This window comes from Comamonas testosteroni, assembly GCF_014076415.1.
In the GTDB taxonomy this organism is placed as follows: Bacteria; Pseudomonadota; Gammaproteobacteria; order Burkholderiales; family Burkholderiaceae_C; genus Comamonas; species Comamonas testosteroni_F.
This window is the reverse complement of record NZ_CP043568.1, coordinates 1,770,165-1,796,359: the sequence shown is the minus strand read 5'-3', so window position 1 is coordinate 1,796,359 and position 26,195 is coordinate 1,770,165. Positions and strand designations below refer to the sequence as shown.

The 26,195-nt window shown below is 54.7% G+C and carries 20 protein-coding genes, 1 tRNA gene and 4 pseudogenes; 16 read left to right on the top strand and 9 right to left on the bottom strand.

Features of this window, described 5'->3' with window-relative positions; all coding sequences use genetic code 11:
- Positions 1-27: 27 nt before the first annotated feature.
- Positions 28-351 carry an ArsR/SmtB family transcription factor gene (locus F0P97_RS08160; protein WP_182286361.1) on the bottom strand — a complete coding sequence of 108 codons (324 nt, stop codon included), beginning with the start codon at positions 349-351 and terminating at the stop codon, positions 28-30.
- A gap of 167 nt (positions 352-518) precedes the next feature.
- Here F0P97_RS08160 and F0P97_RS08155 point away from each other — a divergent pair, with 167 nt between their 5' ends.
- Together F0P97_RS08155 and F0P97_RS08150 are read left to right on the top strand one after the other, a co-directional pair.
- Positions 519-773, top strand: a complete 255-nt coding sequence (locus tag F0P97_RS08155) for a hypothetical protein (protein ID WP_182286360.1) — start codon at positions 519-521, stop codon at positions 771-773.
- 83 nt (positions 774-856) lie between these two features.
- A pseudogene (locus tag F0P97_RS08150) lies at positions 857-1,375 on the top strand (IS5 family transposase); the annotation flags it as partial.
- 1,960 nt (positions 1,376-3,335) lie between these two features.
- Here F0P97_RS08150 and F0P97_RS08145 read toward each other — a convergent pair.
- Positions 3,336-3,596: a hypothetical protein gene (locus F0P97_RS08145; RefSeq protein ID WP_182286359.1), complete on the bottom strand. Its 261-nt coding sequence runs from the start codon at positions 3,594-3,596 to the stop codon at positions 3,336-3,338.
- 994 nt (positions 3,597-4,590) lie between these two features.
- Here F0P97_RS08145 and F0P97_RS08140 point away from each other — a divergent pair.
- Entirely contained in the window at positions 4,591-4,788 is a 198-nt protein-coding gene (locus F0P97_RS08140; RefSeq protein ID WP_182286358.1) for a hypothetical protein, read from the top strand.
- A 6-nt stretch (positions 4,789-4,794) separates the two neighbouring features.
- Here the strand turns inward: F0P97_RS08140 and F0P97_RS08135 are convergent, their stop codons facing one another.
- The gene (locus tag F0P97_RS08135; RefSeq protein WP_232538152.1) at positions 4,795-5,331 is read right to left on the bottom strand and encodes a hypothetical protein; all 537 of its coding nucleotides are present in this window, start codon (positions 5,329-5,331) and stop codon (positions 4,795-4,797) included.
- A gap of 365 nt (positions 5,332-5,696) precedes the next feature.
- On the opposite strand from F0P97_RS08135, the pseudogene F0P97_RS27450 reads away from it, so the two are divergent.
- Together F0P97_RS27450 and F0P97_RS08120 are read left to right on the top strand one after the other, a co-directional pair.
- Positions 5,697-6,136, top strand: a pseudogene (locus F0P97_RS27450) (IS3 family transposase); the annotation flags it as partial.
- 212 nt (positions 6,137-6,348) lie between these two features.
- Positions 6,349-6,425, top strand: a tRNA-Pro gene (locus tag F0P97_RS08120).
- A 406-nt stretch (positions 6,426-6,831) separates the two neighbouring features.
- Here the strand turns inward: F0P97_RS08120 and F0P97_RS08115 are convergent.
- Positions 6,832-7,728: a LysR substrate-binding domain-containing protein gene (locus F0P97_RS08115; RefSeq protein WP_232538151.1), complete on the bottom strand. Its 897-nt coding sequence runs from the start codon at positions 7,726-7,728 to the stop codon at positions 6,832-6,834.
- A gap of 35 nt (positions 7,729-7,763) precedes the next feature.
- Between F0P97_RS08115 and F0P97_RS08110 the strand changes: the two genes are divergently transcribed.
- Entirely contained in the window at positions 7,764-8,744 is a 981-nt protein-coding gene (locus F0P97_RS08110; RefSeq protein ID WP_332839888.1) for a DMT family transporter, read from the top strand.
- Positions 8,745-8,749: 5 nt separating this feature from the next.
- Positions 8,750-9,283: a DUF523 domain-containing protein gene (locus F0P97_RS08105; RefSeq protein WP_182286355.1), complete on the top strand. Its 534-nt coding sequence runs from the start codon at positions 8,750-8,752 to the stop codon at positions 9,281-9,283.
- Between the two features lie 140 nt (positions 9,284-9,423).
- On the opposite strand, the gene F0P97_RS08100 is transcribed toward F0P97_RS08105, so the two are convergent.
- Positions 9,424-10,047: a tyrosine-type recombinase/integrase gene (locus F0P97_RS08100; protein WP_182286354.1), complete on the bottom strand. Its 624-nt coding sequence runs from the start codon at positions 10,045-10,047 to the stop codon at positions 9,424-9,426.
- A 492-nt stretch (positions 10,048-10,539) separates the two neighbouring features.
- Positions 10,540-11,252: pseudogene (locus F0P97_RS08095) on the bottom strand (IS5 family transposase).
- Positions 11,253-11,595: 343 nt separating this feature from the next.
- Here F0P97_RS08095 and F0P97_RS08090 point away from each other — a divergent pair.
- The 4 genes from F0P97_RS08090 to F0P97_RS08080 all read left to right on the top strand — a co-directional run bounded on the left by F0P97_RS08090 (position 11,596) and on the right by F0P97_RS08080 (position 16,871).
- The gene (locus F0P97_RS08090; protein ID WP_182286353.1) at positions 11,596-12,015 is read left to right on the top strand and encodes a hypothetical protein; all 420 of its coding nucleotides are present in this window, start codon (positions 11,596-11,598) and stop codon (positions 12,013-12,015) included.
- A complete protein-coding gene (locus F0P97_RS27965) occupies positions 12,016-12,873 on the top strand; it encodes an aKG-HExxH-type peptide beta-hydroxylase (RefSeq protein WP_420093897.1) in 858 nt (285 codons plus the stop codon).
- Between the two features lie 249 nt (positions 12,874-13,122).
- Positions 13,123-13,623 carry an integrase gene (locus F0P97_RS08085; RefSeq protein ID WP_182286352.1) on the top strand — a complete coding sequence of 167 codons (501 nt, stop codon included), beginning with the start codon at positions 13,123-13,125 and terminating at the stop codon, positions 13,621-13,623.
- A gap of 248 nt (positions 13,624-13,871) precedes the next feature.
- Positions 13,872-16,871: a KAP family NTPase gene (locus F0P97_RS08080; RefSeq protein WP_182286351.1), complete on the top strand. Its 3,000-nt coding sequence runs from the start codon at positions 13,872-13,874 to the stop codon at positions 16,869-16,871.
- 352 nt (positions 16,872-17,223) lie between these two features.
- Here the strand turns inward: F0P97_RS08080 and F0P97_RS08075 are convergent, their stop codons facing one another.
- Entirely contained in the window at positions 17,224-18,354 is a 1,131-nt protein-coding gene (locus F0P97_RS08075; protein ID WP_232538150.1) for an IS110 family transposase, read from the bottom strand.
- Between the two features lie 950 nt (positions 18,355-19,304).
- Positions 19,305-21,251, bottom strand: coding sequence for a diguanylate cyclase (locus tag F0P97_RS08070; RefSeq protein WP_182286350.1), 1,947 nt, complete (start codon positions 21,249-21,251; stop codon positions 19,305-19,307).
- A 234-nt stretch (positions 21,252-21,485) separates the two neighbouring features.
- Between F0P97_RS08070 and F0P97_RS27895 the strand changes: the two are divergent.
- Positions 21,486-21,739 (top strand): annotated as a pseudogene (locus tag F0P97_RS27895) (hypothetical protein).
- A 198-nt stretch (positions 21,740-21,937) separates the two neighbouring features.
- Complete coding sequence (locus F0P97_RS08065) at positions 21,938-23,173, top strand: MgtC/SapB family protein (protein WP_182286349.1); 1,236 nt, start codon at positions 21,938-21,940, stop codon at positions 23,171-23,173.
- A gap of 155 nt (positions 23,174-23,328) precedes the next feature.
- Here the strand turns inward: F0P97_RS08065 and F0P97_RS08060 are convergent, their stop codons facing one another.
- Positions 23,329-23,658, bottom strand: coding sequence for a hypothetical protein (locus tag F0P97_RS08060; protein WP_182286348.1), 330 nt, complete (start codon positions 23,656-23,658; stop codon positions 23,329-23,331).
- A gap of 490 nt (positions 23,659-24,148) precedes the next feature.
- Here F0P97_RS08060 and F0P97_RS08055 point away from each other — a divergent pair, with 490 nt between their 5' ends.
- The 3 genes from F0P97_RS08055 (at position 24,149) to F0P97_RS08045 (ending at position 25,728) form a co-directional block, all read left to right on the top strand.
- A complete protein-coding gene (locus F0P97_RS08055) occupies positions 24,149-24,328 on the top strand; it encodes a hypothetical protein (RefSeq protein ID WP_034407284.1) in 180 nt (59 codons plus the stop codon).
- 225 nt (positions 24,329-24,553) lie between these two features.
- A complete protein-coding gene (locus F0P97_RS08050) occupies positions 24,554-25,441 on the top strand; it encodes an SPFH domain-containing protein (RefSeq protein ID WP_232538149.1) in 888 nt (295 codons plus the stop codon).
- Positions 25,438-25,728: a hypothetical protein gene (locus F0P97_RS08045; protein ID WP_182286347.1), complete on the top strand. Its 291-nt coding sequence runs from the start codon at positions 25,438-25,440 to the stop codon at positions 25,726-25,728. The genes F0P97_RS08050 and F0P97_RS08045 overlap by 4 nt, the downstream gene beginning before the upstream one ends.
- Positions 25,729-26,195: the final 467 nt, after the last annotated feature.

Sequence of the window (26,195 nt, the reverse complement as noted above, 5' to 3'; positions counted from 1 at the left end):
GGTGAACTGTTCCTAGCAACGAGCGCTTCAGCACTGGCACAAAGCCACGGCGTCTGGAGTGCAGGCAGCTCCCTGGCAGCAGTTCTCGGTGAGATATGCGAGCAGACCATTCATGACGGGAAATGCAGCACGATATAGCACATTTCGGCCCTGCCGCTCTTGACTCACGAGTTCGGCATGGAACAGTTCCTTTAGGTGAAACGACAGTGCATTGGGGGCAATACCCAGCTGCTGCGCCAATGCACTGGGAGTCAGGCCTTCAGGTCCTGCAACCACCAACGCACGAAAAACGCGCAGGCGTGCTTCATGGGCCAAAGCTGAGAGGGAACGGATAACTTGGGCTTCTTGCATTTATCAATAATACAATAAATATTGAATTATTGTGTGATTGAGATGCTGGATCAGGATTGCTGTCGGGACACGGGATGACCGCTTAACGGATGCAGGTCAAATGGCTGCTTCTGGCCATTCCCAGTCATAGGTTTCAGTGCATCACCCGGCTCTGAGACAATCGCAGCATGACCGATGAATCCCCTATCCACACAGTCCACAAGCGCGTGTGCCACACGTTCCTGCGGCACTGGAAGGCCCACAACAACGCCTACCCCAAGCTGATCAAGATGACGCCTGAAGAGCTGCGCCAGTTCAACATCGTCAATTCCTTCGGCAAGCCCAATGAGCTGTGGGGCGTCCCAATAGAAATCGACCCCAACACCACGGGCGTGATGATTGCGATCGATGGGACGGAAATGCATTTGGTTGAAGGCTACTGACGGGCTGGCCGGCAGCCGCCGCTCCTCTGCGACATTCCTTCACATAGGAGGAAACACACCAATGGGGCTTTTTCGAATATTAGATCGACAGGAGCCGGGCCAGCATTGATGGCTCCTCGGTGCCAAGCCCCCCGGGAGGCCAGGAAACGGGCCCCAACCCCACGGACAGAGGCAAGCTCGGTTCCAAGCGACATATCGTTGTAGATGCCAGAGGCATTCCCATAGTGATCTTGGTCAGCGGCGCAAACCGGCACGACTCCAAGATGTTCGAGAGGTGCGTGGACGCGATTCCTGCGATTGCAGGCTTGGGAAGGCGCCCTCGCAAAAGGCCATCGAAGCTGCACGCCGACAAGGGCTATCACTACAAGCGTTGCCGTGCGTACCTGAGGCAACGGGGCATCGCCAGCCACATTGCCAGGCGAGGCGTTGAGAGTAGCGAGCGACTGGGCAAGCATCGCTGGGTGGTGGAGCGGACGCATGGATGGTTTGCAGGCTTGGGCAAGCTGCGAATCCGCTTTGAAAGACGGTTAGATATCCACGAAGCGCTGCTGAAACCGACAGCAGCGATCATCTGTGTGCGCTTCGTGGATCGGTGGTGTTAGCCACTCTAAAGCCCGTCATGTGCGGGCTTCTTTATGCCCGCCAATCGTCCCTGATCTCGTTGATCACCCAGGCCACCAACACGGCCAGGATCCACAGGCCAACCATTTGTGTCATGAGGGTAGACATCGCCGCTCTCCTTGAAGTGCGTGATACCTAAATGCTCCTCCTTCAATAGACAGCACGCAACCTGAGACAGCTCGCCTTGTGCGGGCTTTTTTTCGTCTTTGAACCACTGCGCACGATCAAGACACAGCAACGCTACAAAAAATATTTAGCACAGCTATTGCGCAATTGATTTAGCAACGCTGCATTACATCCATCGCAGCAATGCGGCGGGTGCCAAGTGATCGAGCCAGCACCTTGTTCTTGCAGCAGCACGGCTGGGTAAACACAGGGCACCGCGGGCGATAGCGGGATACAAAAGGTCGTTGTGCGCTGTAGTCAGTACTGCACTCCCCGCGGATGGGATCGGCAACAGGAACATCAAAGATCGCGCGAAGTCCAGACCCTGAGGCTATACGGGGGTGAGGCGCAGGCGTGCCAAGAAAAACAACGTGCCATGCCGGTTGGAATCCCAGCACAAACCAGAGCGTCTTGAACCAGGGCGCTGCGGTTTGAACAGGAACTTGAAATGTGAGCGTTTAGCCAGCATGTGGCATACATATGCCCTATCCCGCAGGGCTATAGCGGGGCCATCAAGAAAGAGCGCGGCATTGAAAAACTGCAAGCGGGCATGGAGTTTGGCAATCCGAGATTGCTGCCACCGACAGACCGCAAACCGGGTCATCCGCTCTTTTTCTTGATGGTGCCGGGGGTCGGCTCCCCGGCTCTTACAAACCAGGCCTGCAAGGCCTGGCTGGAAAACTGCAAGAGGGTAATAGCACCGGCCACAGGTGCCCATCATGACCACCCCGGGAAAGTAGCGGGGGCCACCCGGCGTGACCGCTCGAGCAGGTGCGGTAACTCAGAAATTCGCCTGAGCTGGCGTCAATTGGGAGCGCGGCGCGGCTTCAGCGTCGTCGGCGAAAGTGGTCAGGCCAGATGACGGAGAGTCTGTTTATGAACCCAGGCACATCTTGATTCCATGACTCTCTTTGGGCAAAATTTGTGTCACGAACCTGTTTTGCCGGGCCTGGGGTCACAGACTCCTTTCACTTCCGCAACTTGCCCAGGCATGACCAAATAGGTCACCGGCTTTTGATTAGCGCCCGCAGCAACTGCTTGCGGGCTTTTCTTTTGCCGCCTGCAGTTCAATGTACAGAACAGGACGCTCATTGCGCAAATCAGGTGCCTAGAGTCGCAATGCCCCAGCCTCATGAGCAGACCTGGAGCTACCCCGTTCGGTGTAAGTCAAACTCTTATTGCTTGCCCGAAAAGCATCGTGCAGAATTTCACGCCATCTACCTGTTACGCCGGGCCTGGGATCTCTCCTCCCTCCCTTTCTGACCTTCTTACCCAGGCACGACCTCACAAGGTCACCGGCTCTCTATCCAAGCCCGCAGCAACCGCTCGCGGGCTTTTTCTTTTGCCCGCAGGAAACCATATGCACTCGAGTCCAACCACCACCCGCACGACAAAACTGCTGCTCGCCAAGCCATAGGTGCTCACAGGCTTCAACCTCGCATATGCCTTCCCCCGGCAAAGCTTCAGAGGGGTCATTAACAATAGATAATATGCATTAATATGTTTCTATCAATAGAAATACTGACAACATCAGATGTTAGTGAAAGTATTCAACCTAACTAATGTCTTTGAATGAGCGCTACTCAGGTGTGAGTGAAGCCTCTTTAAGCCACCCTCCGCAGGGTGGCTTTTTTTGCCCTGAATTCAGGGTCATCTGGTGTGACTGCTTGAGCAGGTATGGCATCCCGGGAATTCGCCTGGGCCGCCATCTATTGAGAGCACGGCGCGGCCTCCACGGCGTGAGCGACAGTGGTCACGCCAGATGGCAAGTCAGATTCACTTCTTGCCACCGCCGACAAGGTAGACCTTGCCCTCAGCCACGCTGTTGAGAAGCTCGCGATACACATTGACCAAGTGATCGCGGCCAAGCCTGAATTCGGGATCCGTCCTATCAGGTCCGTCCTGATGCTTGGCATCCAGCTGTGCAGCGCGCAGCTCTCTTGCCACCTGATGCGCAGTCTCGGGTGGGAGCGCCTTGACGACTGCCGTCAAGACCATCGACAGCGCAGCGAATGCGCCAGATTCCTCCTGGGTCATGAAGCACCTCCAGTCTGATGACCCATTTTAGTTTCCAGCCGTGCCTGGGGTGTATCTCCTCCTCCCTCTCTGACCCATTCCCCACGCGGACCCGCAAGGTCACCGGCTCTTTATCAAGCCCGCAGCAACCGCTCGCAGGCTTTCTTTTGTCATCAAGGGCTCTTGTGCCAGGCACTGAATGCTGATCAGAGAAATGCCTAGAGTGCGCTCCACAACTCAACGAGGCCAACCAGGTGAAACAGCCCGATCACGAGACAGATGCCAGATGACACCAGCCAAAAAGTCTGTGTGTTTGCAGGGAACACCGGCTTGAGAAATGGGAAAGCAACCGCCCGCGCCAGATACACGGCACAGATAGCTATGAGCGCGAGCTTGGTTAGCGGCAGAGGCTCAATGACGCCAGCTCCGGCCAATGCGTAGCCAGCCCAGATGAACAAAATCATTGCGATGAAAAGCGTTATCAGTGCTGGCCGAGATTTCCCTTGCTCGGCTGCGCGGACCATCCGATCACTCGCTCCCATCACCCGGTATGCGGGAGCGCCAATTGCAATACACGCCAAGTGTGCTACTGCGGCAAACGCGCTCAGTGCGCCGCCAACGACTAGCGCGATCGATCCCAAACTCGACATAGCGTCCCCCATTAATTCTGATGAATTGTCAGCATATCAAGTCGCTATTGCCGATTGATCACCGCAGCTTCATCGGCGCGATGGAAACTTGATCGCCTAATCACCACGAGAAGCACCGCCACTCGACTAAAGCCCGCAGCAAACGCTCGCGGGCTTTTTCTTTGCTCACAGGAGATCTCATGCATTCGACCCCAACCACTACCCCGTCGACAAAGCTGCTGCTCGCAGCGCAAGGGGCCCTCACCGGCTTAGGCCTCTTCTGTCTGGTCGGCGCGGTCGTGGTGATTGCACTCACACCAGAAGCCTGGCCCCTCTAAGCGTTCAGCTTTGATAGCTGCAAGCGATTTATTGAGCAAGAGGTCCCCATGCTGAAGACGATTGTTGAATCCCTGCTGGTCATCGTTGGAGCCCGGCTTCTCGCGGCCTGGCTGTCTGCGCCTGATGCCCAAGCCGATGAACCCCAAACCCTCACCCAAAGCTTGCGCGACGAGTTCGCTTGTCCTGGCATGCATGCCGAGTGGCTTGACGAAAAAACGGTGCAGTGCCTGAAGGAAAGGCCCTGACAAATATCAAGATTTGCCGTCGGGCATTTTTTCTCTCTGCACAACCAACGCACGAACCATTATTTGATCGACAGCTTGCAAGTACTGTTCATTCGCCACTCGCCCATGACCGTTAGACACGAGCCAAGCGTGTCCTCGCCTGGAGACGGATTCATCGTAGAAGTACTCGCTCAATTGAGCCCCCGAATGCGTTGCACCTAAGGCAAGACGATGCGATGCAGCGTCCAGATAGAGACAAAAGTCGCGCGGCAACTTCCAGCAATCGGAAACTGCACTTATCAAGCCTGATACGCCGCTCTTTTGATAGACCTGCAACGACTCAGAGGCGGCCTTCTTTACCTCACCGGCAATTGGGTTTTGGTCGTGCGCCATCGCTTTTTCGCACAAGGCGCTGAAAGCGATAGACGTCAGTAGGAAGGCAATTGCTTTGATTCTCATGACATGACCGCAAACAGCGATTCCGATGACCGAACTTGGTATCGGTGAGCAATTGTGTGATTGCTCACCCCCTGCGATTTTGATGCGCATCAACAAAACAACCATGTCCGCACTCTGCGGGTTTTGAACATATGATTATTTAAGAATGATTAAAGCTGTTACATAAGCTAACACTCCTAAAAATCCAAACGGCGAGGGTACCTTGATTCGACTCTTCGTGTACTCGTTGATCCCACTGATTGCTTGGAAGACCTGCACCGCTTACTACCCGCTGCAGCTGCGGTCAGCCGCAAGCCCTTTCAGTGAACATCAGCGCGCACGGGCCGTTTAAGTGTTGACCAGCACCACGATCAAAGCGCCCAAGAAGCAATGTGATAGGCGCACGCATTGCTCACCAATAACGCCCTGCGCCGAGAAGCCACCAAGCCATTGCGTCACGCCTCTTAGCCCCAGATAGCGCCTCCCTTCGTGGCAGCAAGCTATACCTGTCGCCGGTCATGGACCTGTACAACGGTGAAATCGTGGCCTATGAGATGCGTGACAAGCCTGACTTCTCACTGGTGGGCAATATGCTGAAAAAGGCGCTTGGCAAACTCAAAGGCCAGGCTGCGCCGCTGCTGCACTCCGATCAGGGATGGCATTACCGGATGCCGGCCTATCGCCGCCACCTGGAAACCAAAGGTGTGACCAAAGCATGTCGCGCAAGGGCAATTGCCCGGACAACGCTGTGATGGAGAGCTTCTTTGCGACGGTGAAGACGGAGCTGTTCTATATGCAGAAGTTCACCAGCATCGAGCATCTGCGTGGTGAGCTGGTTCGCTACATCCGCTACTACAACCACCATCGAATCAAGATGAAATTAAAAGGTCTGAGCCCGGTCCAAGATCGAACTCAGGCCATGTGCCCGTAATTTAACTGTCCAACTTTAAGGGGTCAGTTTAGTGCGATTCTTCACCCCACCCATGACACGACAGAGCACCGACAGCGTCTCGTGCAGCATCATAGCCGTGGCTTTATTGCCGAAAGTCGAGCCTCAATAGCATGTGGTTGCAGGCTATTCGCATCAAATTGAACATGAATTTCTGAATTCCGAGCCCGATTTCAAGCTACATTAATGGTCTTCGGAGCGTAGCGCAGCCTGGTAGCGCATCTGCTTTGGGAGCAGAGGGTCGCGAGTTCGAATCCCGCCGCTCCGACCATATGATTCAAGGAATTAGCTTCGAAAGGAGCTAAGTCCTTTAGTCTTTCTGGGGCCAAGGGGTAAACAAAGGGGTAAACAAGAAATTGGCTAACCCAGTCTTCGTACCCCCCAATGTTAGTGCCCATCAGTCCTCAAGCTCACAGCCATGTGTGCGAAGGGTTGTTTCAGGCTGATCTGAGTCATTTACGATCCGGTACCTGAGCGGTAGCAACGGCCCACACCAGCCGTTGAACGCTCTGCCCTGAGCGGCCGAGCAGCCGCTCGATTACGTGGTTCAGCACGAACCGACTCGAAGGGCCGCTTCTGGATGTAGCAACAGGCTCATGTCGACCCAGAGCTGTCATTCCGTCGAACTGAAAGTGGACGCTTAGGACCTTGGGCCGCGTTCTCATCCCTACACTCACTCAATTTAGTGCTTTGGCCTGTTCCGTAATCCAATCCAAGAAGGCGCGAATTGCGGGACTTTTCAACGTTTCTTCGCAATAGAGCAGGTGGTAGCCCAACGGGGTGCGAAGTGCTGGTGCCCGAAGTTCCAGAAGGCTCCGTGCGGAAAGCTCGGCCTCAATGAGGGAGCGGCGCAGCAATGCCACGCCACGTCCTGCCAGCGCCGCTTCAATGACTCCATTCGAGTCGGTGAAAACCATGCCTTGTTGCGTGTCGATGCCTTCCACTCCGGCTGCGCGGCACCACAGCAGCCAGTCTTCCCGATGTTCATCGTGCAGCAACCGGCTGGATGTGATGTCAGCCAATACGGCCCGACGTCGTGGTGCAATCAAACGGGGGCTGCAGACAGGAATCAACTCATCCTTCAGCAGGGGGATGGAGCACACGCCGTCAGGCACTTCCCCAAGGCCATGACGCACGGCGAAATGCACCTCCTCTCGCAAGAGATCTACCTTGCGATTCGTGGTACTGATGTGCACGTCCAAGGCAAGTGTCGATTCCTGGAAGTGCTGCAGCCTGGGAACCAGCCACTGAACCGCGAACCCGGGCGTGCAACTCACCAGGATTGACTGGCGATTTCCCGTACGCAAACGAGCGCTTGCCTGTCTGATGAGTGTCAATGACTCCTGGCACGGGGCGAGATACGAACTCCCCTCTGCAGTAAGCACCATGCCCCGTGCCTGACGCTCGAAAAGGGGGCATCCTAGAAATGATTCAAGCTTGCGAATCTGAAGCGTCACGGCACCTGGTGTGACGTACAACTCGGCAGCGGCCTGCGTGACGCTGCCAAGGCGTGCCGTAGCTTCGAAGAAGCGTAATGCAGGCAAAGGCGGAAGTGGTGCGAGTGACATTTGCATTGAGTATTTCTAAATACTGATTGAGAAATGCTGCGTTGATTGCTTCCTATCTTGACTGGAAAATTTCCAGAAATGCAATAGAAGCCCTCAACACTCAATTCAAGAAAATGATGTCCAGTCCCAGCCTCATCCGTCTTTTGATACTTGCGGCCTTGTGGGGCGGCAGTTTTCTGTTCATGCGCATAGTCACACCCGAATTCGGTACGAACGGAACTGCATTCGGTCGCGCTTCGCTAGGTGCCTCTGGGTTGGCGGCATTGGTGCTTGTCATGCGGATCCCTTTGGACTTCAAGGGGCGCTTCATGACCACTCTGATGTTGGGAGCCATCAACTCCGGTATGCCCTTTCTGCTCTTTTCGTGGGCGTCACGCAGTCTGCCCACGAGTTACAGCGCGATTCTCAACGCAACCACACCTTTGATGGGTGTGGTCGTCGGTTCATTGGCGTTTGGAGAGCGAATCACAACCACCAAGATTCTCGGCGTTGTGCTCGGTATTGCAGGCGTGGCCGTTCTTACGGGAGGCGCGTCGCTGGGAGGCATCTCTTCAGCGGCGGGCTCCGTTCTGGCATGTCTGTTGGCTACTACCTGTTATGCGCTCGCAGGGTTTCTGACCGTGCGATGGATTGCGAAGCGAGGTGGCCTGGATAGTCACCTGGTCGCACTCGGCAGCCAGATTGGCGCAGTGCTGCTACTTGTGCCTTCCACGCTCTGGCAATTTGCACAGGAGCCTGTGGCTCTTCACCAGTTCAGTGTGACGGCATGGTGGTCGTTGTTTGCCTTGGGCTTCTTGTGTACCTCGTTGGGCTACGTGCTCTACTTTCGCCTCATTGCGGACTTGGGTGCATTGCGAGCACTCACGGTCACTTTTCTGATCCCGCTTTTCGGCTTGTTCTGGGGTTGGCTGGTGCTTGATGAACCCGTAGGCCTCGCGCACGTGATAGGCGGAGGCCTGATTGCTACTGCGCTCTATTTCGTACTGCGTTCGCCGATCTCTCCAACTCAACGAAGCACTTGAATCGTATGACCACAACACCTACCCCTATTCTTGTGAGCGCATGCCTTCTCGGTCAGCCCACTCGCTATGACGGACGCCACGCACGCTGCATGCACCATGTCCTGCAGCGATGGATCGACGGGGGACGCGTATTGGCCCTGTGCCCGGAGGTGGCTGGTGGGCTACCTACCCCGCGTTCACCTATGGAAATTGATCCATTGCTTGATGGTGCGGATGTTCTGGCTGGCACTGCTCAAGTTCTTGAACCAGGTGGTATTGACCGCAGTGCTTTTTTTATCTCCGGCGCACAAGCTGCTTTGAAAGCTGTACGAGAGTCGGGCATCCGGCTGGCGATCCTTAAGGAGGGAAGCCCTTCTTGCGGAAGCTCATTGATTGCAGATGGCCATTTTTCCGGAGGGCGTGTGGTGGGACAGGGCGTCACCGCAGCTGCGCTACGAGCAGCAGGTGTGCAGGTTTTTAGCGAGCACCAGCTTGACCAAGCGGCAGAGTGGCTAATGGCGAGGGAGAGGCGGGGGCCGATTGAAGATTGGTGTATTTGACGTTATTGAAGGCCTGCTTACCGTAGATACCAACGACTGGCCGCTTCTGGCCGAAAGTACCAGTTTGGCCCAGCGCCGCATTGCAGCCGTTGAAGACGGCCACCCGGCCGCAGTTTCCGGTGTGGCCGTCAGCGGCAACATCAAATCTCCGTCTGTTCAGAGATCTCGAGGGCATCGTCGACCTCAATGCCCAAGTACCTCACTGTCGACTCCAGCTTAGAGTGGCCGAGCAGTAACTGCACAGCGCGCAGGTTCTTGGTGCGGCGGTAGATCAGTGTCGCCTTTGTCCTGCGCATCGAGTGTGTCCCGTACTCCATGCGGTCCAGGCCTAGCTCGTCAACCCAGTGACCGAGGATTCGGGCGTACTGCCGTGTCCCTAGATGTGGAGATTTGTGTAGTCTGCTCGGAAACAAGAAGTCCTCTGATTTCAGCCCAGCTAGCTTGATCCAGGCTTGCAAGGCGTCACGGGCAGCCTGCGTGATCTCGAACTGCACTGGACGCTGAGTCTTGTGCTGCATGACGACCGCGCGCGATGCCACCTGGTCGCCGTGGCATACATCCCGAACCTTGAGGGCGACGAGGTCGCATCCTCGCAGCTTGCTATCGATGCCTAAGTTGAAGAGAGCAAGCTCGCGCACCCGGCCTTCCATCTGGAGCCTTACGCGCAGCGCCCAGATGTCCTTGAGCTTGAACGGAGCCTTCTGCCCGACGATCTTGCCCTTGTTCCACGGCTCGCGATAAGCGGTATTACCTGTAGATCCCATGATGGTCTCCCATCGAGTTGAGGGGCACACAGGATGCGCGGGCTTCGACTCGCCTGAGCGACTAGTGATGCTCGGCTGCCATAGCCTTATGACTGTCAGCTTCCTGGCATAGCCATGAACTCAACATCTCGGCCAGAAGCTGTCGTCCGGAACGTGGCCGCGAACGGCAGGTCTAGGCTGATCTGAGCCATTCACGGTTCGGTGCTTGAGCGGCAACAATTAGCCAACACCAGCCGTTGAAGGCTGCCTGTCCTGAACGACTGCTTCACCCTCGGGAGCGGCTGCTTGATTGCTTGGTTCGCTGCGTACCGGCTCGAAGGGCCGCTTCTGCGTGCCCTGACAGGCTCGTGTCGACCCGAAGGCGACGGTGGGCCCTGATCCTAAAAGCTGTCATTGATTCAGATATGGCTTGATAACAGCACAAAACATTCCGTTGGAGCGTCCCGTTTCTTGTTGGTGTAAATTTACAGTTTGCCTAGGACGTGTTGAGATTTAACGTGAATTGATCACAGCCGATGCCAGCGTGATGACAGCAGCGAAGCTGCTGTCTGTCTTGTCGCTGCGCATTGCAATGCGCTTGAACTCCTTGAGCTTGCAAAAGAAGTTCTCGATCAAGTGCCGCCACTTGTAGACCTCTATATCAATCTGCAAGGGCGCTCGACGATTGGCCTTTTGTGCAATCACCACTTGGCAACCCTGTGCCAGCAAGTGTTGCTTCAGCCAGTCTGCGTCAAACGCTTTGTCGGCCAGCAATGTCCGCAGGTCTATGCCTTCGAGCAGCTGTTCTACACCTTGAAGATCATGCCGTTGGCCTGGCAGCAACACAAATCGGATCAAGTTTCCAAGGGCATCCGTCAGCGCCAATATCTTGGTGGTCAAACCACCTCGACTGCGACCTATGGCCTGGCTCGCAGACCCCCTTTTGCACCCTGTCCATGCCTGTGCACTCGCACAATCGTTGCATCCACCATCACGTATTCCATGTCCGGTTGATCGCTGACCGCGTCAAACAGCTTTTGAAAGACATCAGCTTTGACCCAGTCGCGAAACCGTTTGAAGACGGTGTTCCACTTGCCAAATTCAGGCGGCAGATCTCGCCAAGGGCTACCTGTACGCGCAACCCAAAGCACTGCTTCCAAGAACAGTCGATTGTTGGAGCCACTGCGTCCTCGATCCCCAATCTTCCCTAAACACAATGGGCTCATACGAGCCCATTGTTCATCTGTCAAAACGTATCGCATCACAGCGCGATTGTGACGCCACCCCGGAAGGTAAAAATCAAATCTCAACAGACCCTAGCTGACTCCTGCCGGGTTTTGTGCTTTGTTCCTGAATTTTTCGACAGATAGCTACTTGTAACGCTAGGCTTTGAGCCTCTTTCAAGAGGAAGAAGCATCCGGAGTATCCCTTACCGGCCAGTTCATCCGTACGCTCCCTGCCTAGACTACGATAGGCGACGCAAACGACAACCGACTGCACTATCTCGACAAAGGTCGCGAGTCGCGGCGCCGTCACAACCTCGTCAACAACCTTCTCAGGAGAGATTGCATGAGCACCACATCCGACAAGCTTGCAAGACTGACGGCTAGGCTGGATCACATGGTCCCTGAAAAGACCTTGAGTGCCGCTGCCAATCAGTCGGCTGCCAATGAGCTTGCTGCGCTGTCTGCAAAGTTACATGCCTTGCTTCCCGACAGTTCCCTATCTCCTGAGGAACGCCTTGAACGGCTTGCCAGAGTCGTACCGGGACGTATTCCGGACCAATCAAAACTTCTGTCCGCCAGCAGCAAGCTGCAGGAGCTGAAAAATCGCCTCGACCAACTTGTGCCGGGCGCAATGTCCGCCGATGCGAAAATCGATCATTTGGTGAACTTAGCTACGCACGCCGTTCCTGATCCAGCGCTTTCGACGGTAGCCCGACTCGAACGAATGGGGGATGCTGCTGCAGGAATCGATCCGGTCGCATAAATGTTAGAGCGGGCTGCAGCAGTTAAAGAATACAGAGCGGCAACGTCTCGCTTTGACGCCGTTTCTGTATCAGAACTTGCCCCACTCGTATGCCGTAGCATCCTGCTAGACGACGGAGAGAGTGTCCCACTAGTCGAAGTTCTCCCCGGAGAGCCAAGCTCCATCGTTCGGCTACCTGCTAACGTCTGGGATCAGCTTCCATTGCAGGGTTTGCAGCCGGTTCTAAAAACACAATCGCTGCATGCCTCACTTCAGCACTTTGTTCGGACATTTGGCGCCCTTTGGCCGAGCCGACAGCATTACATACGCGATTGGATCACCGCTGTACATTGGGTTGAACAGGATCCTGAGAAGCCTGGACCCCTCCTCACTTCTAGCACCTTTCCAGCGCTGCCTCATTGCGCCTTCCTGAGTACAAAGGCTAAGCGTCACATTCCTCCCAATATCGTTCTTGAAGCCGATTCCGGATACGCACTCTTTGAGAATCTGTATCACGAAGCTTTGCACCAGCAGCTTTCTACAACCATTCTTTTCACTGACTCGATAGCCTCTGCGTTTTCATCTTCCACATGCACCAAAATTTCTGTTCCTTGGAGAGGGAGTTCCTGGGAGCCAGATCGAGTCCTACATGCTACGTTCGTATACAGCGGACTGCTACGCTTACGCCGTGAAGCGGCAATAGCAGAGAACCAGGTTCCAATGGAACTAGACCTGATGAATGCTGTTAAGGAAGCTCACCAGGCACTTACCTATTTGATCGAGCAGTTCACTCACGTTCGCCCTGCATTCTCTGACGCGGGCCAACAACTGGTAGACGAAGTTCTGCATTGCGCCATGTCAGCGCTTGATGTTCGATGAACATCGCACTTTGCGCCACGCATCTTCATCCCTCGCTCAGCTGCTCCCACTGCCTGCCGATAGGTTTGATCAAAAGTTGAGCGTCTGCTTTTGATTGCCACCATTGGCTGGTTTTGGCCGAAATCTTGAATTCATGGCTACGCCAGGAAGCTGACATTCCTAAGGCTGTGGCAGCCGAGCATTGCTCGTCGCTCAGGCGAGTCGAAGCCAGCGCATCCTGTGTGTCCCTCAACTCGATGGGAGACCATCATGGGATCCACAGGTAATACCGCTCATCGCGAGCCGTGGAACAAGGGCAAGATCGTCGGGCAGAAGGCTCCGTTCAAGCTCAAGGACATCTGGGCGTTGCGCGTAAGGCTCCAGATGGAAGGCAGGGTGCGCGAACTTGCTCTCTTCAACTTAGGCATCGATAGCAAGCTGCGAGGATGCGACCTCGTCGCCCTCAAGGTTCGGGATGTATGCCACGGCGACCAAGTGGCATCGCGCGCGGTCGTCATGCAGCGCAAGACTCAGCGATCAGTGCAGTTCGAGATCACGCAGGCTGCCCGTGACGCCTTGCAAGCCTGGATCAAGCTGGCTGGGCTGAAACCAGAGGACTTCCTGTTTCCAAGCCGGCTACACGAATCGCCACATCTGGGGACACGGCAGTACGCTCGAATCCTCGGCCACTCGAAACTGGAGTCAACAGTGAGGTACCTAGGCATCGAAGTCGACGATGCCCTCGAGATCTCTGAACAGACGGAGATTTGAAGCTGCCGCTGACGGCCCCCGGAAACTGCGGCCGGGTGGCCGTCTTCAACGGCTGCAATACGGCGCTGGGCCAAACTGGTACTTTCGGCCAGGAGCCGCCGTTCGCATCGCGCGTCTAAACGAACGCTTCATGCTAGACCAACGTTTGGAGTATGAATCCAGACTTTTGCGCACACATAGAGTGATATCGTCGTCAGCATTATGGACAAAAGCGCGAATTGATCGCGCTGCGCAAGGGAGAGCGATCAATGAACGACACCAAACCGACGATGAAGATGCCCGAGCTACTGGTCTTTGCCAGGTTGCTCGTTGTTGGCTTTCTTATTGCGGAGACCTGCCGGTCAACCTTCTATCTCAGCGCCAAGTTCGCTCAAGAGATGAATGACGTTGCTATCTGGGCGAAGGTCGCTGGAATTCTGGCCGGACTGGCACTCTGTCTGACTTATATGGTCAAACGAAGAGCTTTCGAGGTTGCCGCACGAATGGGCCGCAGTTTTCGACTTGACTTGCTTATAGCGATGGGCGTTGGAGTTTGGTCCAACGAAATGGCTTTGCCGTGGTTATCGAAACTTCATTTAGCTCTTTTATCTGCGGATCCTCACTGGGCGCCTGCTGTCCTAATCCTTCTCTGCGTTGTGCTGTTATCCCCCCTCTTGCAGCAGCAATGGCCGAGGCCAAAGACGGCCCCCTCGCAGCTGTACTTTATCGCGGACGAAGAAATCGACGACGGGAAGGACGACCTGCTAGCGAGCGCGGTCCAGGCAAAATCGTTCGCAGAGACAGTCCTGGCAAGCAACGCTCACCAAGGGCTCGTCTTTGGTGTCGATGGTCCATGGGGAGTAGGTAAGACCAGCTTCATCAATCTTGCTGAGCGCTATTGGGAAAGTGCTGAGGATCAGGTCATCGTATGTCGATTCGAGCCACTCCGTTATGCCTCTGAACCAGACCTTGCAGACCGTCTGATTCGTGACCTGACTGCCACCATCCAAAGCAAAGTCTTCGCCCCTGAATTCAAGCCGGCGGCCTCCCGCTACTCTCGATTGATCAAGGGAAAGGCCGACGTTTCGTTTCTGGGCTTTAAGCTTTCACTTGAGCCCTCGCAAGAGACGGTTGATGAACTTCTCGATGATATTGACGAAGTGCTTCGACGTATCGGCCTCCGTGTAATCATCGTCATCGATGACCTGGATCGCTTGGACGCGAAGACCACGAACAACGTCTTGTTCGCAACGAGGCGCACATTCAAGCTCTCGCAGGCTACCTATGTCCTCTGCTATGACACCGAGCTCCTTGCTGGTGGCAAGGAAGAAGGTTCTAGGGCACGTGAGTTTCTAGAAAAATTTGTGACGGTCAAGCTGAGCCTGTTCGTCGACAGCTCCAGCCTTCGCGACTTCCTACGGCGCGATTGGGAACGGGCTGAGAGCCATCTGAGCTCGGTACCGTCTGACACTATGGTCAAGCTTAGTGCCGTTCTCAGCGAACTGGCAGATATTCTTGACGGTGATTTAGCTGCAAAGTACCTGCCTCTTGTTGGCGACATGCGTAAGTTAAAGCGTTTCGTTAACGCGATGCTTCTTATGCAGATCGAGAAGACCAATCTTGGTCGAACCGACTTCAACAAGCGAGACCTTATCAATCTCATGCTTCTGCATCTGAACTACCCCGGATTGTTCAGGCGCATCTACTCTGAAGAAACGGAAGGGCGCAGCGGTCACTTCTCCGTTTATCGCAAGTCCGGTGAAAGAGACTTTAAGAACTCCGAGACATTCACGGCAATGGTGGCGGATCAACAAGATTCTGCGGGTTTCCTGTTGACTCAGCTATTTGACGTTGGAACGTTGGGGCTTGAAGAACGCTCCGATGTCGAGGAGGCAGTTCTGAGGTCACGCGCATGCTTCAATTTTCAAGAACTCAGGAACTTGGAGAGCTACCTTAAGCTTATCGTGCGCTTCGCAACGCCTGAACCACGGGAAACTTTTGTCCTGTACCAAGACGCCGTAAATCGAGTTCGGAAAGGTGCTTCGATTGCTTCAGTGCTCACCTCGGCGGAATTTGACTTGGAACGAGGCGAGCACTCGCATGACCAATTCTGGAGAGTGCTAGTCAATCAGTCCTACGATTTCACCAGCGTCCTCGCTCATGACGCCATAGAGACGCTTGTTGCGTATCTACCCCAATACTCAGCATTCGAGAACGATGATCGAGGACTGCGCCAGAGATCGGCCTACTCACTGTTGCGACTATTAGACCGAGCCGGCTGGGGGCGGACACAGGGGAGGAGGCTGCCTAACACTACCGAGAATGTTATCGAGATCGCATGGCGGATATTCGGAGAGCATGAGCATAAAGGGAAAGGCATCCTAGACCGACTTGCTAGTCCTGATCGCGGAGTCCTAGGTTGGAACGACCTCATGATATTCAGGTTGTATTGCTCTGCTGACCGCCAGGGGCAGCTGTACAACCTACATACAGCCCTCATCGTCCATCAGGATAGGACGGCTGCGACATCTGGGCTAGTCAGAGAGCTCGCATTGTTGGGAATGAGGAAGCTGTCTCAAAGGGTTTTTGCACTGTTCAAAAGAACCTACATCGATTCGAGGCGCAACTTTTTTGCGGAAGCAAATGACACACCAGTTGGCGCTTTTCTTGGCACAGCCTTCGCGCGGCTTGAACATGTGGCACAGGACCCTCTGTCCAGCAATGGTGACATCACCGTTGCCCAGAGCGTCGCTACTGCGCGCTCTGTTGTTAAATCCTTTGTGATCTACCAACTTAGTAACTCGCGCCCCCCCAATGGCTCAGGCGTGGGTTGTGGACACTATGACCAGGATGGAGCTAAGGATAGAGGAGGTATAGCCAAGTTGATGAACGACTACGTTTTCAATACATGCTTTAGTCCAAATGTCGATGAGAACAACGTTTTTTTGTTCCTTGACTACTGCCTTTCCAATCTAAGCAACTCCTTCTATTCGGGCAGCGAAGCGGATGGATATGTCGCAACCAAAGCTGAACTTCCTGGTGGCTTAGATCCCAAAGAGATGGGCCGCTACTGGAAACAACATCGCGAGCATATCCTCGGTCGGAAATTGGAGACTAGCCAGCGATGCGTCTTCACGTCAAATTACATCGCTTCATATCGGGACGACCTCGACGGTGTGTTCGCTGTGCTCAACGAATTGGCCGACGAAGCAAACCCGGTTTTAGAGATCCACGATGAGACCCCGCCAATATCTTTGTTGTCAACTTGAGCTAGAGCCGTCATCAAAGCGACAAGCGCGAACTTCGGCTATGGGTCTACAGGGACTTTCCGGAAAGTCAACCGTTGACCTTGCATATCTCTGCCTCCGTCGTTGTGTAACCAGCGATTGGTGGGTGCGAACCTTGAAGCATTCACCAGGTAAGGACAGACTGCACATCTACAGGCGGGCTTGTTTCGGTGGTGTTCACCGAGGCCCCAGATACGAACCGCTCAGCAGGACTCCATTCGAGAGAAGTGGTCAGGTGACTCCCGCCACGGACCCAAAGCCGAGTTCACCTGCTGCCGGTCTGACCTGTGGTGAGCATCTTCAAACGCACGTCCAACAACCATCACAAACTGCTTCAGTAGGCTGCGGATAGCTGCGCCAAGTCAGGTGCAACCTGCAACTCGCCATTCGGTCTTTGGCGCTGCACAGGCATCGGCGGCACATGGCCCGCGTCAAACGACGTATCCCGTGTCATCACGCACCACAGGATTCTGGCGTTCTTGTTGGCCAGCGCCACGGCCGCTTTCTGCCAACCCACGCGGGCCTTGAGTTGCACCAGCCATTGGCTCAGTCGGTCACCACGTTTGGCTGCCGTGTTCACCGCAGACTTGGCGCCCTGAATCAGCAAGGTGCGCAGGTAATCATCGCCACGTTTGGTGATATTGCCGAGGCTGGTTTTACCGCCGCTGGAGTTCTGGCTGGGCACCAGACCCAGCCAGGCACCGAATTGTTTGGCGCTGCGGAACTGCTGGAACTCTCCCACGGTGGCCACCAGCGCCGAGGCCGTGATGGGGCCTACGCCCTGCAACTGGGCGGCACGTTGGACGCGTTCATCGCTGCGAAGATGGGCTGCGATGCGCTCATCGCACCAGGCGATCTGGATATCCAGATCAATCCAGTGCAGCAGGGCTCGCTCCAAGGCTAGGCGCACCACGCCAGGCAGTTCATTGCTGGCGTCCTCCAGCACACCCGCCAGCACCTTGCGCAACTTCTCCGGGCGCTGCGGGAAGACCAGACCGAACTCGGTGAGCAGGCCTCGAATGCGATTGGTACACGCATTGCGCTCTTGCTTGTAGCCTTCACGTAAACGATGCACCACCAACTGCCCTTGTTGCGCAGCGCTCTTGATCGGAACAAAGTGCATGTGGGGCCGACTGGCGGCCTCGCAGATCGCGGCCGCATCATTGGCATCGTTCTTGCCGCTTTTACCTGCCATACGGTAAGGCGTGACGAAGTGCGCAGCGATCAGCCGAGCATCCAGACCGATGGCCCGCAACTGCCTTGCCACATGATGTGCGCCGCCGCAGGCTTCTGTAACGACCAGACAGCCTTGCGGCAAGGTGGCAGACCACGCATAAAAGCGCTCCGGAGACAGGGATTTGGCCAGTACCCGATGGCCCCATTGATCCACTGCGTGGACTTGGTAAAGACGCTTGGAAAGATCAACGCCCACTCGCACGATGGGCCCATGTGTCAGCTCAGTCATGGCATTCTCCAGTCGAATTCCGATAGGACTTCCGGACATCCATGCTGAACTTCGAGCATCCGCGCTGGACTAGGAAAGTCCCTTCGTATTCGCAAGCTCCTGTTCGCGCGACGTAACAGCAGACATCCAGCGACCTATCTGCCTGCACTTGATGGTCGCTGTCCGCTGCACACCTGAAACCCGTCATTGGACAGTCCCCCACGTCAATGCTCGGATGGCCGGTATGGGACGGTGACCGCTAGGAAGTGTTGCGACTACGAGCAGCGGCAATCGCTGCACAGGAGACATCTGCTGGTAACGATTGCACGGCAGCAATGAGTCGTCGCCACCAGTTCGCAGCTGACGAAATACCGTAAGCAGCCCAAGAAGCTCATTGTGAGATGGGGATCAAGAGAGCCAGCCCCGTATCCAGCGCTCGACGGGAAAGTTCTTCGCATCCCTGTGAACGCCTGCCTATGTGAAAAAGAAACGATGGACTGTATCCGGGGACTCAGGGGGCGATCTCGAGAAGATGCAAGCCCTCCTGAATTAATCTGACAGCCGTACCGTCCGAAACGGGAGCAACTGTCAGATCAGATCGGAACTTCTACAAATAATGCAGGCAGTCCAGATTCCCGCAGGAAGCCAATGATCTGTTCTTCTGTCAATCTCTTTTTCACGTCCAATCTCCTGTCTTCGGGATGGGACTCCAGAGTCAGACGCTACTCAAATCCGGGGGAACGTCGGAAGAAACCCCACCCCAGATAGCTGCTTGTGATCACCATCGAGGACGTTGTGTGTTTCAAGCTAGGCACTGCAAAGCAGAAGCGTTCCGCTGCACCTTCTTGACAGCCTAGCGCAAGGCAGTGATCGAACCAGAGCAGCTACAGAAACATGCGCCAAAGATTAGCCATAAAGCTCCTCTATATCCCTCTAAGTCAAGAGGCGCTTTTGTTCTTCATTCTCGTAAGCTAAGCAGTAACTGCCTGATGATCGAATGTGCTCTCACTCGCTTGTTCACAAGCCGATTCGATGATGCGGCCTTTGCCTGCGTTCTTTGCCAGGTACATAGCCTCATCAGCACGCTCTAACAACGAATCGCAGGACTCTTTTCCGCTCCCATAGTAGGCAATGCCAATGCTGCACCCGACCATTGCGGTATGACCGTCTTCAACCACAATCGGAATCTGCACCATGTCCAGACAGCGCTGCATGGTTTGCACGGCATTCTCGTGATTGTTTCGCCCAGTCAACACCACCACGAATTCGTCGCCCCCCAACCGGGCTACACAGTCATGGGGGCGCACTGCATTTGTTAATCGTTCGGCGACTGTCTTCAGCACGATGTCACCTGCATCGTGCCCGAAGGTGTCGTTCACACTCTTAAAGCCATCCAAGTCTATAAAGCATACTGCAACTGTGCCTTGGTCTCGATCTGCAAGCGCGATGAATTGCTGCATTTGCTTGTTGATGAAGCGACGATTGGCGAGGCCCGTCAAGGCATCATGCGTTGCTTGGTACTCAATCTCTTGCTGGCGCTTTTTGTGAACTTCTACATTTACGAAAATCCACACTGAATCAGTATCAGTGATCTGCGCTGCATTGGCATCAACCCAGAATGCGTGCCCGTTGCAATGCTGCAGTTGCACCTCCGCACGGAAACGCCTGTTGTGGCCGAGAGCCTCACTGGACAGTCTCCCCATCCGTTCATATGTCTCGTTGTCAGGGTAGATGCAGCGTTTGGATTGCTGAAGTAACTCGGAAACGCGCTTGCCCAACATGCGTGCCATGGCCTTGTTGGCCCAGAGAATTTTCCGATCACGGACCTTAATCATGCCGATCAGGTCGTTCTCCACAAAGAAGTTTTGCTCTTTCAGCAACTGTGCGTTCTGGAGTTTGGCAGCCAGTTCTCGCTGCTGATGCACAAACAAGCTCCCTGCACCAAGCGCCATAAGCAACACACAAAATGCGGTCAAACTCCAAACGGCCACGGCTTCGTTGCGCCAAGGCTGAAGGTAGCTTTCAGTACTAATACCTGTATACACCGTCAGCGAATAGGGTGTCGACAGACTTTGGTAGGCAGTGATTCGCTCGATGCCGTCCAGCGCAGTAGGCGTGACGTACCAGCCATGCTCTGGGTTGAGTCGTCGCGTTTCTTTGAGCGCCAATGATGTCAAAGTGCCGCCAATACCTGCCGTCGATGTGGGATCCGCAGCGGAGTAACGTGCCACTAAGCGGCCCTCGGCAGAGCGCAAAGTGGTTGCGCTATCTTCACCAGGAGTCAACTTCTCAAACAGTTTGCGGAAATGCTCGACCTCCAAAACCACAAAGACTGCGCCCTTGAACGTCCCATCGGGAGCCTCCAGCTTGCGACTCAGGACCACGCTCCATTCCTGGAAGGAGTGGCTGATCAATGGCTCCGAGATCACCATTTGATCGGAGCGCTTTAGGGTACCGAAGTACTCCCGCTCATTGATCGAGAACGGATGCTCGCCAGGCAGAAGGCCCAGGCGAACCATGCCAGCTTCATCAACCACGCGAACAGCCTTGGAGAAAGGCAGCAAGGCGCGCTGATTGACAACGGCATTCTCAAACTCCCGCGTGCTGGATCCAGTCTCCTGGAATTCGTGAGCAATCGTCGCCAGAGCGTTATCGATAAGCCTCATCTCGGTGTTTAACTCGTAGCTCAACGCGCGAGCTTGGTTAACCGCTGCATCCACTCCTCGCTGAACGTGATAGTCATACGAATCGTTCAAACTATGCCAAGTGATTGCTATCAATACTGAAGCTATAAATACAACCCCAGCAACGGTCTTTAGCAACAGCTGTCTAGACTGGATAAGACTTTCAACTAAGCCATTTATCAGCTGGTCAATGAAGCCGACTTTCTTCTTGTATGGGGCGCGAATACTCAACATGAATTCCGTTGCGTCAGGAAAAGCTCACGCAGCGAGTAGAGCATAGGCCCCATTAACCTTCCAAATCGATGTAAGTGCTTGTCAATTGCACGTCAATTAACTTGAAGCCTGGGCTTGTTGAACAACAACGCCGGCTTTTGTCAGGCATCTGCTTTCGGCAAGCCTATGTGACTGCTTCCGGCCATTTCCAGTTGGACGCCATGGCACCACAACCCGCTCTGAGACAATCGTGCCATGACCGATGAATCGCCGATCCACACCGTCCACAGGCGTGTTTGCCAAACCGTCCTGAGGCACTGGAAGGCCCACAACAATGCCTACCCCAAGCTCATCAAACGGCCACTGGATGAGCTAAGGCAGTTCAATCACGTCAACTCCTTCGGCAAGCCCAATGAGCTGTGAGGAGTCCCAATCGAAGTCAACCCCGACATCACGAGCGTGATGTTGGGTTCGATGGGATGGGGAGGCCTTTGGTTGAAGGCTACTAAGGGAGCGCCCGGCCTTGGCTCCTCCTCTGTCACACTCCTTCACACAAAGGAACTGAGATAGATGAGATCTATGCGTTTTAAGATCCAGCCCTTCCTGCTTGCGGCGCCATCTCATGCTCGACTATGCTGCGTAGTAGCAGCCAAGGCTACAGTCCTATCAAGTAGAGGAGCCTTGCTCAGATCGAGGGGTTGAGACTTATGCAGCTGAGTTGGGCCGGTGTCGATCATTGGGTAGTCTCCTTAGGCTGCGGTCTGCTTATCGGTCTCGTGAGTGAGCGTCGCGGGAGAGAACAAGAAAGCATCGCTGGAACACGTACCCATGCCATAGCAGCGTTGCTTGGTTGCGCGGCCTGGTGGTTAGGCGTGCTGCCCTTTGCTGCAGTACTTTTGTTGGTCGGGGCACTGACCGTTGCTGCCTACTGGCAATCAGCCCCCAATGACCCAGGCCTGACCAGTGAAGTGACTCTGCTTTTTTCGTTAACTCTGGGCGCCCTATCGCACAAGAGCCCTACCTTGACTGCAGCTCTGGGCATCCTTTGCGCCTTACTGGTGCATTCAAAAGGACCAATACAGCGCTGGAGTCGTGAGTTACTCAGAGAGAATGAGTTGAGGGATGGCCTTCTGCTGGGCGCTGCGGCGCTGGTCGTGATGCCACTGCTGCCGCAAGCGCCCATAGATCCATGGGGTGTGCTGAGCCTCACGGCCCTTTGGAAAGTGGTCGTGCTGTTCATGGCTGTCGGTATGCTGGGACACATACTGACTCGAGTGCTCGGCCCACACTGGGGCCTACCTGTGACCGGATTCTTTTCCGGATTCGTGTCATCTACTGCGGCTATAGCCAGCCTTGGCCAGCTGGCCAAGTCCGACGAACATCAGCAGGCGCAGGCTTTTGGCTGTGCCATGCTGGCTCAGTTGGCCTCGCTATGCCTGTTCATAGCGATTCTCTCGACAACATCCATAGCTCTGATGCTGTCCATGGCACTCCCTCTATTCGTCGCAGCTCTCTGCCTTGTGTTGGCTGCAGCCACAGGATTGTTGAATCGACAAAAAACTGCCACGCAAACTGAATTTGAGACCGAGCGGGTATTTAAGCTTTCAACGGCATTGCTGATTGCCGGCACCATCGCGCTAATGTTGGTTCTCGGCGCCTGGCTCCAGCATATCTTTGGCAGCACTGGCGTGCTGGTCGCGGCAGCATTTGCTGCTTTGGCTGAACTGCATGCGGCGGCTGCTAGCTTAGGGCAGCTTTTTGCGTCAGGTAGTTTGCCCTTGCCCATCGCTCAGTGGGGATTGGTTGTGATTCTTGCTTCCAGCGCAATCGCCAAATCCGTACTGGCGTTCGCCGTCGGAGGGCTTAAATACGGAACACGAATCAGCCTGGGACTAGCCTCTATGGTGACAGGTGCAGGCCTGTCACTGCTATGGATTGGCTAATACGAACTCCCCATCGGCGACGGGGGCGTGATCATTGCAGTCGGTAGAACGTCAATGCCTTTGGAGGAAGGCGATTGAGATGCCCCCTCCACAGCAGTTGAAAACATGCATAAAGCCCTCCAAGGTGGGCCTGATTGCGGGACGCGAAGGGATTTCTAGCGCTTCATCTGATCACAGATGCTTTTTTGTTTTGCCGGGGTCATGGTGCCCCATTTCTTCTTGAAGTCGGATGCGTAACCAGCATAGATCTTGTCGTAGCTGACGGGAGCAACACCAAGATCCTTGATGGCCGCGTCGCGTTGCTTGATGCGGCCAGTCTCCACATCCTGGGAACTCATGTGTCCACAAGCCAAAGCAAGTTCATTCATGTTCGCGGCCATATTGATGGTTCCTGAAGCTATGGCTGCTTTTGCCTCGTCGGCATGTGCAGAAAAAACCATGCCTGCCGACATCAATGTGGCCACGATCATCAGTGCTGCTTTCATGAGCATTCATCTCCTTTGAGTGTGAGCAAGGATCGTACTGACTTCATCGCGTGCTGCTACCCCTCTCTAGAGGGGATATGGTGACATCTGCGACCTGATTGCCACTTCGGAATACAGAAAGCACCTAATGAAATCGATCTCCTCTGTCCCCACGCAGTAAGGATGATCCACACAAAGTCTGGTCCGTCACCTCCCAAGCAGCGCCAGCCCCCTGAGCGACATCAGGGCGCATGAGTCTTGATCCAGGGCTTTGGGGTTTGTCTGATCATGCTAGCGGGTAGCAATGCTATGCATGGCCTGCTGCAACTCACTGACCTCAGAAATGGCAAAAAGCGGCTGTATATACATACCATGCGGCTTTCATCAAGTGCAGCGATCAGTGTCGAGCATTCACCTGCATCCGAAAGTCGCCTCTGCGCCAGCCTTTGTTCCGTCAGTTGTCAAAACCAAAGCCTTGCTTGTGGGGCGTCAGTTTGAGTAAAGTGAACCAATGACACGCATCAACACCACCGAGATATGGGAGCGGCACGGCTACAAAGTCGAACGCATCGAGCAACCCATGGGAGCGCCCCAGCGCAATGTGTATGGGCCTGACGGCGTGCTGCTAATCGAGGACGCTGAGTACACCCAAGAAACAGAAGCACTGCGTGAACTTGGCTTCATTGATTAACCACTACCTGCCCTGAGCGATCTTTCTTTGACCAGCCACCTTTGAGGTGGCTTTTTTGTAACCGGAGATTTTGGGATGCGAGCGTTTAACCGGCATGCATATTCATTTCCCTGCAGGGCCAAGCGGGTCATTCGAAACACATCCAGGTTTCAAACTAGTGCCTTGCATACAGAGCTGCAGTTTGTTTCAATCTCACCTTTATAGCTGCGAAGGAGGCGGCTCGATTTGAAGTTATTGAAGAAACACAAGACCAGTTTGGCAGCGGTAGCTGCTGCCTTTGTATTAGCAGCATGCGGTCAAAAAGTGGAGGTTCCGCCTGCGCACGTTGGCAAGATCATGACCAAAGACGGCTATCAGGACAACCTGATCCCAACCTCCAAGTTCCGTCTAGGCAAGTGTTGGGCCTACTGTGATCGACTAGTCTTGCTGGATGTGTCTGACAAGGGCTATGAAGAGTCCATGAGCATCTTTATCCCCGAAGACAAGCTCAACCTGGATGTAACCATTCGCGCAACCTTGAGCATCAACTCCAAAAAGACGGCAGAGCTTTTTAATGCTGTCGCGCCAAAAGAGGTTTCGGACTATGTGTCCACGATCGCCAATGAGCAGGTGTATCGCACCTATGCCAGCCAGATTATTCAAGCCGAGGTGCGCGAATATTTGAGCAAACTGTCGATCAGTGAAATCGCCTCGAGCAACGAGAAAATCAACTCTGACTTGCGCGTACAACTGGGCAAAGCCATTGAAGCACTTACACCTTTCTCAGTGCGCTTTGTTGGCATTACCAACCTGCGATATCCAAAGATCATTACAGATGCTCAGGAGTCCGCTGCTGAACGACGCGAAGCTATCCAAAAGGAAGAAGCGCAGTTGGCCATCTCCAAGGCTCAGCTAGAGCGTGAATTGCAGGAAGCTCGTCTGCAACGTGCGATTGACAAGGAAAAGGCAGAAACCGAAGCCATGTCTCAGTCCGTACTGGCTCAATCCGTCGATGCGCGAGTGCTGCAACTGCGCAAGCTGGAAAATGAGCGCGCCTGGATTGAAAAGTGGAATGGCCAGCTCCCCACCACCACCCTGGGCGATGCCGTTCCAATGGTTAGCATTGGCAAATGACCCTGCTCATCAACCTGATCCCACTCTTGATCGCTGCGATAGGCTTTGGCTTGAGCTGGAAGCTTCGTAAGCTATGGGTTGCTGCAGCCACTGTGGCCACCCTATTTCTCTACTTCCAGGCTCAGCCTTCATATATGCCTAAAGGGCAGGTTACACGCTCGGAGCCGCCGGCCTTCACCGAGTCTGAGGCCAGGATCGAGGATCGCAATAGCAAACCAATGTCCGGGGATGAGCGGGACCAGCGTATGCGAGATGCCGTCAAACAAGGACTGGACTTCAAGCAGTAGCCCTATCTAATCACCAGCAAAGCTACCTACGGGTGGCTTTTTTGTGCCCGGAGATCTTGAGATGTAAGCGTTTAGCCAGCATGCTGACATACATGTGCCTTCCCACGCAGGGCTTTAGCAGGGCCATCCGGCGCGACCACTCAAGCAGGTGCGGCAGTTCAAAAAATCGTCTGGGCTGACGTCAACTAAGAGCACGGCACGGCAGCCGCGTTGTGGCAACGGTGGTCGCGCCCGATCGTACATCACCACTTCTAGGTAAGCAGAATTCGTCTTGTTTGCGCCAAAAGCGTCATGCAGAATTCGACGCAATCCACCAGTTACGCCGGGCCTGGGGTTTGCTCCTCCCCCTTCTGACCCCTCCCCAGACACGACCCGAAAGGTCACCGGCTCTTTATTCAAGCCCGCAGCAACCGCTCGCGGGCTTTTTCTTTACCTACAGGAGACTCCATGCACTCCTGCCTCGACAA

Coding starts and splice junctions, on each gene's coding strand:
- F0P97_RS08075 (WP_232538150.1), bottom strand. CDS start 18,354: ATGACTGAGCTGACACATGGGCCCATCGTGCGAGTGGGCGTTGATCTT.
- F0P97_RS08080 (WP_182286351.1), top strand. CDS start 13,872: ATGAACGACACCAAACCGACGATGAAGATGCCCGAGCTACTGGTCTTT.
- F0P97_RS08145 (WP_182286359.1), bottom strand. CDS start 3,596: ATGACCCAGGAGGAATCTGGCGCATTCGCTGCGCTGTCGATGGTCTTG.
- F0P97_RS08100 (WP_182286354.1), bottom strand. CDS start 10,047: ATGGGATCTACAGGTAATACCGCTTATCGCGAGCCGTGGAACAAGGGC.
- F0P97_RS08160 (WP_182286361.1), bottom strand. CDS start 351: ATGCAAGAAGCCCAAGTTATCCGTTCCCTCTCAGCTTTGGCCCATGAA.
- F0P97_RS08115 (WP_232538151.1), bottom strand. CDS start 7,728: ATGCAAATGTCACTCGCACCACTTCCGCCTTTGCCTGCATTACGCTTC.
- F0P97_RS08090 (WP_182286353.1), top strand. CDS start 11,596: ATGAGCACCACATCCGACAAGCTTGCAAGACTGACGGCTAGGCTGGAT.
- F0P97_RS08140 (WP_182286358.1), top strand. CDS start 4,591: ATGCTGAAGACGATTGTTGAATCCCTGCTGGTCATCGTTGGAGCCCGG.
- F0P97_RS08155 (WP_182286360.1), top strand. CDS start 519: ATGACCGATGAATCCCCTATCCACACAGTCCACAAGCGCGTGTGCCAC.
- F0P97_RS27965 (WP_420093897.1), top strand. CDS start 12,016: ATGTTAGAGCGGGCTGCAGCAGTTAAAGAATACAGAGCGGCAACGTCT.
- F0P97_RS08135 (WP_232538152.1), bottom strand. CDS start 5,331: ATGGTTGTTTTGTTGATGCGCATCAAAATCGCAGGGGGTGAGCAATCA.
- F0P97_RS08065 (WP_182286349.1), top strand. CDS start 21,938: ATGCAGCTGAGTTGGGCCGGTGTCGATCATTGGGTAGTCTCCTTAGGC.
- F0P97_RS08070 (WP_182286350.1), bottom strand. CDS start 21,251: ATGTTGAGTATTCGCGCCCCATACAAGAAGAAAGTCGGCTTCATTGAC.
- F0P97_RS08045 (WP_182286347.1), top strand. CDS start 25,438: ATGACCCTGCTCATCAACCTGATCCCACTCTTGATCGCTGCGATAGGC.
- F0P97_RS08055 (WP_034407284.1), top strand. CDS start 24,149: ATGACACGCATCAACACCACCGAGATATGGGAGCGGCACGGCTACAAA.
- F0P97_RS08060 (WP_182286348.1), bottom strand. CDS start 23,658: ATGAAAGCAGCACTGATGATCGTGGCCACATTGATGTCGGCAGGCATG.
- F0P97_RS08105 (WP_182286355.1), top strand. CDS start 8,750: ATGACCACAACACCTACCCCTATTCTTGTGAGCGCATGCCTTCTCGGT.
- F0P97_RS08085 (WP_182286352.1), top strand. CDS start 13,123: ATGGGATCCACAGGTAATACCGCTCATCGCGAGCCGTGGAACAAGGGC.